Genomic DNA, 10,136 nt, shown 5'->3' with positions numbered 1-10,136 from the left:
GGTTAGGGGGTGTTTTTTATTGCAGATAAGAAATTAAATATCTAGAAATTCTAGCTAACAGAAGTTATGCGACTGTTAAATTAGATTTAACTGTTCATGAATAAAATAAAAAAGTTGAACATTGACAAAAGAACATTGAATAAGGAAACTCGATATAGATGTTTAGTATAAAATTGAATATTTGTCATTATTTTCGACACTATTTACTATTAATTATGATGTGTCTATAAACAATGTGCGATGGATAAGAGCTATTTTCAAAGTCGAAGAAGTTTGTTATCTTAAGATTTTTATTAGAATATAAATTGATATGAATAGATTATTAACTTCATTACTACTAATATTGCCAATTACAGCCTGTACATCTATGGATCAAAGTCAATCATCAGCGACAAAGATTGGATTAGCAAATCCTGCTAGTGAATATTGTATTGCTCAAGGTGGAAAATTGCTCATTAAAAATGAGCACAATGGTCAAGTAGGCTACTGCACGCTGCCTAATGGTACTGAAATGGAAGAGTGGGCTTTATACAGAGCGAGTCAACAAGCTTGTTTACCTGAACAGGCTTCTAGCTTAGTTGGGAAAAAAGGGTTGAGTGAACAGCAAATTCAACAGATGACAAAAGCTAAAACAGTTAGATTAGTGAGCCCAAATCAACCTATAACAATGGATTATCGCAATGATAGAGTAACTGTAACAGTTGATCCGATTACTCAAGTAATTACTCAAGCAAATTGTGGTTGAAGTTCTATAATTTTGAATTGAAGTTTGATCTAGATTTTTATTTAGGGCGTGTCCTCATTTGGCTTTGCACCAAATCAACATACAAGCAATGTAAACCATAGATTGATAATTTCGTGCAAGCTTATCAAATCGGATCGCTATCGCTCGGAAATGTTTTAATCTCGCAAAGGCATTTTCAACCAAATGCCTTAAGCGATATAAATACTGATCAAATTCTTTGTTTTCTCTCTTACTATTTGATTTCATTGGGATGATCGGCACAATATTTTGCTTTCTTGCCAGTATTCTGATTTTTTCCGAATCATAGCCTTTATCTGCAATCAGGTAATCTGACTGACCGACCTCACAAATCAACTGCGCTGCAACTTAGCTATCATGGACTTCACCTCCAGTGATTTTAAAATCAATCGGTAATCCATTCGCGTCGGTTGCAAGATGGATTTTTGTAGTTCTTCCACCTTTAGACTGTCCAATTGCTCGCTCGAAACCATACCGAGCTCCACTTGCATGCTGATGCGCGCGTATGTAGCTTCCGTCAATGAATACCCATTCTTGATCCAATACACCTCGTAGTTTAAAAAAAATTTATCCCACAAGCCTTTACATGCCCAACGATTAAAGCGGTTATATGCTGTTTTCCAAGGACAAAATTCTTCAGGAATATCACGCCATGTTGCACCTGTACGTAATTTCCATAAGACGGCTTCCATAATATTTCTACTGTTCTTGGAACAATAACAACCATGAAACTGCATAGTAGATTGAATCTGTTGCCAAATATCATCGGTGAGTAGGGTGCGTGCCATTGAGAAATATACAAATAAAAAGAGGTTAAATCACTCTTTTAAACCTTTAATACTAATTTTTCAAATGAGGACACACCCTAGATCAAACCATAATATTAATTATGTCTTTTGAGTCGTTTAATTACGTTATCCAAAGTTTTAGGTCTATATTTATTATTTTGTCGATATAATTTATATACGCTTTCATCGATAGTGATATTAACAGCTAAGTCATTTTTAAAATCTTTATCATATTTTCTATAAAATCGACCATTACCATGATTCAATAAGTCTTTTAAAAGTGCATAAGTATGATGTAAAAACAGTTGGTATGAGTCTATTGGTAATTTTTTCCAAGCTTCATTTTCAGCATGAAAATCAGAAACTTTCAGTCCTGCAGCTTTGGCTTTATTGATCATCCATTCAAGTGTGATATCTGATAATGGGTCTGCCTCATAGCCACCACCTACATTTGCATGTGATCCGATAAACCATCTTTGTTCTACTTCAATTTGTTCAAGTTTTTTATTGCCAGTAGGAAAAGTCCAAAGTGTTACGTCATAGGCTTCTCGATTTTCATCAAGTGCCATCGCATGATAAGCACGCTGAACAAGTTTAGAAAGTTCAGTATCATGCCATGTGAGTCGGTGCCTGTTGGTTCGATTCGTGCTAGGAATGCCAAGTACACCCACTGTGTCCCAAATTCCAAGAAAGTGGATATTAACCTCACGACTGTACTTCTGCCTAAAGGTTTTCGTTATCGTATCCTCTGGGCTAATTTCTTTATTTCGATATAATTTTTCCGCTTCGTGTAACAGCCTCTTAGTGGAAGTATCTAGTAATCCGCATTTTCGAATTAAACCAGCTAAACTTCTTGCGGTGTATGCACCTCGGCTAAATCCAAAAATCCAGATTTCATCTTCTTCACAGTATCTTTTGATTAGCCATTCATAACCATCCAACAAGTTTTTAGAAAGCCCTAAACCTATGAGTCCACCAATAATTTTTTCAAATGGTCGAGTACCTACACCAGGGTTATAGAAAAAACGCTGATGAATATCTCCATCATAGTCATGAAGTAATCTCGATAGTCGATAAACATTGGTATTCTCGATGGCATCATCCCAAGTGCCATCAAAAAACAGGATGAGGCGTTTTTTCTGATGCATGGCAAGAATCTTTCTTCTTTTCTATGAAAATAAAATGCTTTCATCAAGATGTATATTTCAATTTTACTTTTTTTTGTACTCAAAATAATTAAATGAATAGAGCAGCATGCTTATTGAAAAGGTCTTGCTTTGAAAGAAAATAATAGTACTTCGATGGTCTCATTACATTTTCCCCTGACAAATTTGATGTTAGTCAGAACAACACTTGATTGAGCGATAGAGCCAAATGTATTGTATGATTAGGATGTATCAGATAACAATAATAAGGTAGATAAAATGGTTCGTCATTATCCTAAGCCAATCATTTTCATTCATTGGTTGACTTTGTTGTTCGTTATTGCGGCTTACGTAAGTAGTGGAAATCCGTTATATACTGGTGTTCAAGGGCAAATTCATGTGGCATGTGGAATTACGATTTTTTTATTATTTTTTATACGTTTAGGTTTTATCATCTACTATAGTAATAGACTTCCTAAAAATGAAATACTAAATAAAACTCAAGAAGTATTGTTTAAAACTGTTCGTTTCCTTCTGTATCTATGCTTATTTGTTGTTCCTTTGTTTGGCTGGTTGGCATTATCGAGTTTAACTGACAGCTTTCAGCTATTTAATCAGAATGTTCCGTTATTTTCATTAGCCAAAGATTTTGATTTTTTAGGTAATATTCATCAACTGCTTGGTAATCTGTTTATCTCGCTTGTAGGATTACATGCATGTGCGGCATTGCTACATCATTTTATTCTAAAAGATAATGTATTGAAGAGTATGCTCTTTCATCGGGATAAATGATTGATATAAAATTTTGAGTGAACTTTTGTAATTTAATATGGTTAATCATTGTAATGGCATCTTATAGCGGTTGAGTTGATAGATTGAAAATGAGTAGATCTAAATGTTCATTAGCTGAAGAATTAAATATATTAGATTAACTAAAGTATAAGATTTAATTGTCTGATTTAAAAATAAAAAATAATCTAAAAACTATTCATTATTAAAATTACGTTAGATAAAGAGCTGATCATTATCTTAAGGTTTTTATGTTCTCCGGTTAGATGCAGACGTAAATATTGATGAATATTGTTGAAATAGTGAGTTTTTAACTGTGTAATATTTTACAAAAAGGTTACATAATGATACTTCCATTGAATATAAAACATAGTAGAATGCTCAACATTAAGTATTCTCCATTTTAACTAGTACTCTAGTTACCAGCCTGCATCTTCCCCAAGCTGCAGGTTTTTTTTATTTAAAATTTAATATTTTATTTTTCCTCATTAGAAATTTAATACTATATGTCTAGATAGAAAGTAAATTCTTTATTTTTCATTATAAATATCACTATTATTTATATAAAATAAAGTACTGATATATATATGAATATATTTTTTATAATATGAAATTGGTTGTGAACTAATCGTCTAACTTATTTGCCCATGACAGCTAGATTTTCATTTCAAGGATTACTACTATGTGGGCTTATTTTTAGCTTGTGGTGCTTGGATGCTCATTCGTGTAAATGACGTGATCGTCAATACAGATTTAATTCAATATATGGAAATTAAAAGTGAACCTCCCTTTATTGTTATGATTCATTTTAATGTTGGCAGTGTAAAAAGGCTAAAATTTAAGAACCTAATTGAACAAGATCGATTTCTTGAAGATATTGGTTTAGAGCAAGCAAGTTATTGTTAAACTTTAAAAAACCACCTTCGGTGGTTTTTTTATAACTACAGAAAAGCAGTTAATCATAAATCCATAAAATAGATCACATTTTCTCTAACTCTGAAGAAATTTGTAAGTCTAAGGTTCTAACATAATGAAAATACAAGATTAAATTTTAACTATTTTCTAACGTATTGTTTTGTCTCTTATATAGGGCTTGTCTCATTAAATGGTCTTGGTTGTGGTTTTATTTTTGTCTTAATCTTATTCAATTGAAACTATGGTTTTTCGGGTTATCCAATATAGGCGTATATCTAACCTCAAAAGAAATTTTTAGGTCAGTAATCTATTCCTAGTGGTTAAATTTGAATGTTGTTCCTATATGCTTTTATCTTAAAGCTCATTTACATACTGAGTCTTTATCATTGAGGTTACTAAATTGGGGGCGAGTAGAATTCTGATAAAAGGAGATTATTCATATATTGGTTTTACTTGGACTATTTGTGTAATCAAAATTTTTATGCTGAATGTAAAAATTGGGAACTATGTACGGGATTCATTGTTTCTATCTAAAAAGAATATCTAAAATTTAAAAGTTTACTTACAGGATAAGCCTAATGAATCAGAATCTCCTAAATTTTTAGAGATTGGATAATATATAAGTAAGTTGGATTATCAGACTAATCTATTGCAAGATTGGTCTGATAAAAAATGTTAATTGTGCACTACAATAGCAGCTTGCCAAATCTGCGAGAGTTGAGTAAAGGGTACAGGCTGTGTGTAGAGGCTCAAAGGATCATTAACAATCAGCATTGGGATTATACCGGATGGTGTAGACTGGAAAAACATACCGCGAATCAAAATGACATGACTCATTCCAAAAGGATAGCCAGGTGGTGTTGTCGCGATTTGCATAATGATGGGCTTATTTTGAGCCAAGGTTCTGTAAACAGTCATTGGGTCTGCTGGTGTTGAGTAGCTAGTATAACTTCCACCAAAGTATCTTAGCAGCTGTTGACTCTCCGTAAGCGATCCTGTTATTGCGCAATTATGAAAATGTGAGCAGCAATATGGGATTGGTGCATTTTTAGAAAGCGCGACCATAGCACATTGCTCAGGAGTATTCGTTGGTCCATTTTTGTAGTGAATGATTTGCTGTGCAACGGCAGCCCAGCACCAGACTTCTGTTTGCTGAGGAAGATTACGTATTGGTATATCAATTGGTCGCGGTGGGAACGCATAACTTGATATTGATGCTACAAGAAGAAAGGACATTAGAATCCATTTCGCCATGAACTTTTTCATTTAACATGCTGCAATTTAAGAGATTGAATGTTTAGTATATTAAATTTAAAAATTACAGACTATCAATAAGTTAGTAGCACTTTGCAATCAGTGAGAAAAATCATAATGAGTGGTTTTTTATTGGGCGTTATTTACGGATTTAAAGCTTATAAAGTTCTTGCAAAGAAACAACAGCCCAAATTTATATCTCGTACCTAGCAGTCTTAGCGTAAGAGTACTTGTACAATTTATTGCGCAGAAATTATAACGACATTGGCAGAGGCTTAGTTGCTGAACTGGTATAGATGGTTTGTATGCCATGATAACCGCGTGAGTTGGAAGTCAGCTTAATCTGAACAAAGCTAATCTGGCTTGTGGTTTTTCATTATCGTTCATTTATCCCATGACTTTATGTTGGATAAAATTAAAGGAGGGGTCATGCTAAGTGACTTCTTTTTTGTATCTGAAATATCTGAGTTAGCGATGGAATGCTGACTCTTCAACTAAATTGTCATACAAGAAGAGGGGGAAATATTGATCAAAGACAAGAACGAGATGAAGAAATCCAAAGATAGTTTGAGTAGTTCTAGCTTTACAGTTAGATTGCTGGGTGTATAAAAAGTGTGGAGATGAATTACTCTATCGACGAGCTAAAGAGATAACGGGGTGAATCTGTTCACTTAAGTGGTGTCCTGTATCGGGCTTTTTTTACAAGATAGGCATCTTCTTTCTCAGAGCAAACGCTCATCATGACATTAATAGATATTTATTTTTCATGCACTCTATTTTTAGAATGCACGGTAGCTTAGATTTATATAGAAGTTGTCATAAAAAAGAATAGAAGGGATCTAATTTCAAAGGATTTGAATATGACTTATTGCATTACCCATTCCACAGTCTTTTGCACAGTTGTTTCCAACTCGGTTTGAGGAATTTTCCATCGTTGATTGAGTTGATTAAATGTTTGTAAATCGAGCTGTTCAGTTCGGATAAAATTAAGCATTTCAGCTGACATATCTAATTTTTTTGCCAGCCATTGCCACTTTAAAATGCATTTTAAGAGAGATATGGAAATAAAATGGCGTGGAGGGTTCATCTGTAGTGACTTTGCAATAATGTTTACTAAAGTTTGAAGTGAGATCTGCTTCGGATTGGCGACTAAAATCTCCTGCCTAATTGTTTGAGGATCTTTACTTGCATGTACCATAGCATTAACCAGCATAGTGACCGATACTAAAGGGAGTGAATGCTTTGATGTGCCAGGAAGGGCGTTCATTTTTCGTTGTTGCAGCTGTTGAATGAGAGCAAAAATTGGTTGAGAAGCGGGTATTTCACCAGTCATTTCATCTCCGATCACGGTCGCAGGGTGGATGACTGTCCAAGGTATATCTAATAGGTCTGCCTGTTTAATCCAGTTAAAATGCCCTTGAATCTTTGAGGCTTCATAAGCGCCTAAAGTGTCATAGATTTTTGACCAGTCCGTTTTTTCGATATGTTCTCGATATATGCCTGCTTTTTTTAAATGTTGATCTAGCGTCAACATATAGCCAGACATGTGTATTGCGCGTTCTAAATGACAATGCTTGCTTACACTCTGCAATAGATTCGTCAATCCATCGACATTAACCGCTTGAGCCTGCTGCATGGAGAGATGCCATTTGAATAAGGCACTTGTATTGTAGAGGCAATTCACTTGATTTAAGGATTTCCAATCTTCAGGTGATAACCCTAATTCTGGTTGGGTAATATCTCCCTGAATAAAACTTAGTTGCTGATGGTCGATGTTTTGCTGTGACAGCCAATGACGTAGTTGAGCTGCTTGTTCATCAATATTACGGCAGATAGCAAAGACTCTTGTATGATCTCTGAGGAGTTGAGCGATAAGAAATTTGCCGATAAATCCAGTTGCACCAATTACTAGGGCAGTTTGAGATGATGTAGGCATATTATTAAACTCGATGAATAGATATTGCTTACGCTAAACTATGGATTACACTCTATGGTCAAGCGTTATAAAAAGATATAAGGAAGTCATTTATGCTAATAGGAGAACTATCAAAACAGATTAATTTAAGTCGGGATACTATTCGTTTTTATGAAAAGATGAAGTTGATCCAGCCCTTGGTACGCAATAATGGCTATAAAGATTATCCTGAACAGATACTTCAACAATTAAAACTCATCCAAACCGCAAAAAATCTTGGCTTTACCCTTGCTGAAATAAAGCAAATTATTGATCTTGTAGGAGAAAATGAAATTCCTGCCACGCAGTTTCACACGATTTTGCAAGAAAAGTTATATTTGATCCAAGAGAAAATAGGGCAATTGCAACATATACAAAACATGCTTGAAAATCTGTTGGATGGTGAGCCTTGTCCTTTGAGGAAAGGATGTGACGTAACTGGGATTGGGCGAATATCGGGGAATTCTTAACTTACTTTTTTGCTATAAAAGATGCTAAGTAGAATGATGATATTGATCCAAATTAAAGAAATAATTGTAGATTTTATAACCTGATCGAGCAGTAATCTAATTTAGCTTGTTAAAGGACTGTAAGAATCGAAGTAGTTGCATGTATAGCATGTATATAAGAATAAACGGAAATTTGTATAGAACAATGCAGTGTTTCCCCGAGAATTGAAATGAATCAAACTGATTTTTTAAATGCCTATCAGATCCGATTCGCTAAGAAATTGTTAAGCTTATTATGGCAAAGCCGAATTGACTGAATAGCTTTCAATGAGCCAGCCTAAGGTTTCTAGGCATTTAGCATTACTCAGAAGCCTATCAATTCTGCTTGATCAACGCCAAAGACAATGGGTTTACCGTTTAAATCCAGCTCTACGACTTTAGACAAAACAGTTACTTTCCATTATCTCTAGTCAAAATGACGAAATAATGAATAGGCAAAATATTGATTCGTCTGTTTTACTTCATTGTGAGTAATTTTATGAAATTCTTATTTTTATGTACGGGTAATAGTTGCCGTAGTATCCTCTCTGAAGTGTTATTTAATAGCCGTGCCCTAGAGGGCTGGAAGGCTTACAGTGCAGGGAGCAAACCTACAGGAAAGGTTCATCCATTAACGATCAAAACTTTAGAAATTCTAGGATTGTCTACAGAAGGGCTGTCGAGTAAAAGTATTGATGATTGTGAGCAATATCAGCCTGATGTTGTGATTACGGTATGTGACCAAGCAGCACATGAAGCCTGTCCACTTTACTTAGGTGGTGCAATCAAGGCGCATTGGGGACTTGCAGATCCATCCCATCTAGATCTACCTGAAGATGAAAAATTGAAAGCATTTCAAATCACTGTTGATCATATTAATAAGCGTTTGGATGCCTTGTTTGCTTTGGATATTTATAAACTCACACGCCCTGAACTGATTGCAGAAATGAATAGAATTTCACATATTGATTAATCCCAGAAGAGAGCAATTCGCTCTCTTTTTTCATTCTTGAAAGTAGAGTTGATATTCGTCTGATGCGATTCCTGTTTCGATGTTTTTATAATGATTTGGGTGATATCTACAAGCGCCATGGACAAAACTCCTTGTTTTTCTTGAAATTGGTAAAGCTCTAGTTAAAAGCTTGGCAGAAAGGGCATTCAAGTAGCACCTGACAGTAATTTGTTTAAAAGTGAGGACTGGTAGGCGATATGTGAATTAAATTTTAAAAAATATGCTTTATTTAATGAAAATGAAACATTAAGCAATAGAAATAAGAAAAATGTTGATTATTATGGGGTTTTTTTAATATTGGGGATTTCATTATGCGTAAAAAAATATTTCTCTCCTTTCTGCTTTTAAATTCTATCATTGCAAACAATACTCATGCTGCTGACGATAGGATCTCTAATTTAATTTTAAAAGTGAATGCCAAAGCAAACAATAATGCCGATATCGATCTAATAGAAAACAAGTTACTAGGGCGTGCTAGCTGGAAAATTAAATGTCAATACAAAGTATTTGAAGACGTGAAAGCCTGTGTGATGAGCAAAGGTCCTATTTCAATTTTGCATGTTAATCATCAATACATTGTGAATATTGGCGAAAAGAACTTAAAAGATAATCCTGCTTATGTTTATGTAGATAACAATGAAATCTTGCAAGAACGAGAAGGTCTATTCAGAAATGGAGATGAACTTATTAAGCAATTTAAGCGTGGTAATTACGCGTTTACCCGATTCCAGAACAATAAAAAACAACTTGTTGAGAATAAGATCTCATTGAATGGCTTCACTGATGCATTTAACGATATGGAAGTGCAATTTTCAAATCTAGGTAATGAGAGAAATCTTAGCTTTTGATTATGAAGCAAAAAATTCTATGAATTGCTGATGTTGATTTGAGGTCTTGAAGGGTAGATCGCAAGTCAACATTGGCGAAATCGTAAAGAAATTGGTTTAGAGTTTTAGATAAATAAAACTTCTTTTGCCTGTCAGTATGGTGAATATTCAGCTATTAATGGCCCGAATCCGAAATTGAAG

At 34.3% G+C, this 10,136-nt stretch carries 9 protein-coding genes and 2 pseudogenes; 7 read left to right on the top strand and 4 right to left on the bottom strand.

Annotated elements, in window-relative coordinates; genetic code table 11:
• Window positions 1-310 precede the first annotated feature (310 nt).
• Window positions 311-745 carry an I78 family peptidase inhibitor gene (locus GWK51_RS16350; RefSeq protein WP_161934512.1) on the top strand — a complete coding sequence of 145 codons (435 nt, stop codon included), beginning with the start codon at window positions 311-313 and terminating at the stop codon, window positions 743-745.
• Between the two features lie 54 nt (window positions 746-799).
• Here GWK51_RS16350 and GWK51_RS16345 read toward each other — a convergent pair.
• Window positions 800-1,551, bottom strand: a pseudogene (locus GWK51_RS16345) (IS5 family transposase).
• Between the two features lie 95 nt (window positions 1,552-1,646).
• A complete protein-coding gene (locus tag GWK51_RS16340) occupies window positions 1,647-2,699 on the bottom strand; it encodes a DUF2235 domain-containing protein (RefSeq protein WP_161934511.1) in 1,053 nt (350 codons plus the stop codon).
• Window positions 2,700-2,975: 276 nt separating this feature from the next.
• Here GWK51_RS16340 and GWK51_RS16335 point away from each other — a divergent pair, with 276 nt between their 5' ends.
• On the top strand, window positions 2,976-3,488 hold the full coding sequence (locus GWK51_RS16335) for a cytochrome b (protein ID WP_161934510.1): 513 nt from the start codon (window positions 2,976-2,978) through the stop codon (window positions 3,486-3,488).
• Window positions 3,489-4,169: 681 nt separating this feature from the next.
• Window positions 4,170-4,391 carry a hypothetical protein gene (locus GWK51_RS16330; protein WP_142768676.1) on the top strand — a complete coding sequence of 74 codons (222 nt, stop codon included), beginning with the start codon at window positions 4,170-4,172 and terminating at the stop codon, window positions 4,389-4,391.
• 684 nt (window positions 4,392-5,075) lie between these two features.
• On the opposite strand, the gene GWK51_RS16325 is transcribed toward GWK51_RS16330, so the two are convergent.
• Both GWK51_RS16325 and GWK51_RS16320 read right to left on the bottom strand, forming a co-directional pair.
• Window positions 5,076-5,654: a papain-like cysteine protease family protein gene (locus GWK51_RS16325; RefSeq protein ID WP_235941178.1), complete on the bottom strand. Its 579-nt coding sequence runs from the start codon at window positions 5,652-5,654 to the stop codon at window positions 5,076-5,078.
• An 865-nt stretch (window positions 5,655-6,519) separates the two neighbouring features.
• Window positions 6,520-7,590: an SDR family oxidoreductase gene (locus tag GWK51_RS16320; RefSeq protein ID WP_161934508.1), complete on the bottom strand. Its 1,071-nt coding sequence runs from the start codon at window positions 7,588-7,590 to the stop codon at window positions 6,520-6,522.
• A gap of 92 nt (window positions 7,591-7,682) precedes the next feature.
• On the opposite strand from GWK51_RS16320, the gene GWK51_RS16315 reads away from it, so the two are divergent.
• The 4 genes and pseudogenes from GWK51_RS16315 (at window position 7,683) to GWK51_RS16300 (ending at window position 9,956) form a co-directional block, all read left to right on the top strand.
• Complete coding sequence (locus GWK51_RS16315) at window positions 7,683-8,078, top strand: MerR family transcriptional regulator (protein ID WP_161934507.1); 396 nt, start codon at window positions 7,683-7,685, stop codon at window positions 8,076-8,078.
• A gap of 259 nt (window positions 8,079-8,337) precedes the next feature.
• Window positions 8,338-8,591, top strand: a pseudogene (locus GWK51_RS16775) (ArsR family transcriptional regulator).
• 4 nt (window positions 8,592-8,595) lie between these two features.
• On the top strand, window positions 8,596-9,069 hold the full coding sequence (locus GWK51_RS16305) for an arsenate reductase ArsC (protein ID WP_161934506.1): 474 nt from the start codon (window positions 8,596-8,598) through the stop codon (window positions 9,067-9,069).
• Window positions 9,070-9,419: 350 nt separating this feature from the next.
• On the top strand, window positions 9,420-9,956 hold the full coding sequence (locus GWK51_RS16300) for an invasion associated locus B family protein (RefSeq protein WP_161934505.1): 537 nt from the start codon (window positions 9,420-9,422) through the stop codon (window positions 9,954-9,956).
• Window positions 9,957-10,136: the final 180 nt, after the last annotated feature.

Source organism: Acinetobacter kanungonis (assembly GCF_009939195.1).
GTDB classification, from domain to species: Bacteria; Pseudomonadota; Gammaproteobacteria; order Pseudomonadales; family Moraxellaceae; genus Acinetobacter; species Acinetobacter kanungonis.
Note: the sequence above shows the minus strand (reverse complement) of the source record. Positions and strands in the feature narration are given on the sequence as shown.

Excerpts from the sequence above, each read along its gene's own strand:
- GWK51_RS16340 (WP_161934511.1), bottom strand. The coding sequence starts at position 2,699 with ATGCATCAGAAAAAACGCCTCATCCTGTTTTTTGATGGCACTTGGGAT.
- GWK51_RS16300 (WP_161934505.1), top strand. The coding sequence starts at position 9,420 with ATGCGTAAAAAAATATTTCTCTCCTTTCTGCTTTTAAATTCTATCATT.
- GWK51_RS16320 (WP_161934508.1), bottom strand. The coding sequence starts at position 7,590 with ATGCCTACATCATCTCAAACTGCCCTAGTAATTGGTGCAACTGGATTT.
- GWK51_RS16335 (WP_161934510.1), top strand. The coding sequence starts at position 2,976 with ATGGTTCGTCATTATCCTAAGCCAATCATTTTCATTCATTGGTTGACT.
- GWK51_RS16315 (WP_161934507.1), top strand. The coding sequence starts at position 7,683 with ATGCTAATAGGAGAACTATCAAAACAGATTAATTTAAGTCGGGATACT.
- GWK51_RS16305 (WP_161934506.1), top strand. The coding sequence starts at position 8,596 with ATGAAATTCTTATTTTTATGTACGGGTAATAGTTGCCGTAGTATCCTC.
- GWK51_RS16350 (WP_161934512.1), top strand. The coding sequence starts at position 311 with ATGAATAGATTATTAACTTCATTACTACTAATATTGCCAATTACAGCC.
- GWK51_RS16325 (WP_235941178.1), bottom strand. The coding sequence starts at position 5,654 with ATGGCGAAATGGATTCTAATGTCCTTTCTTCTTGTAGCATCAATATCA.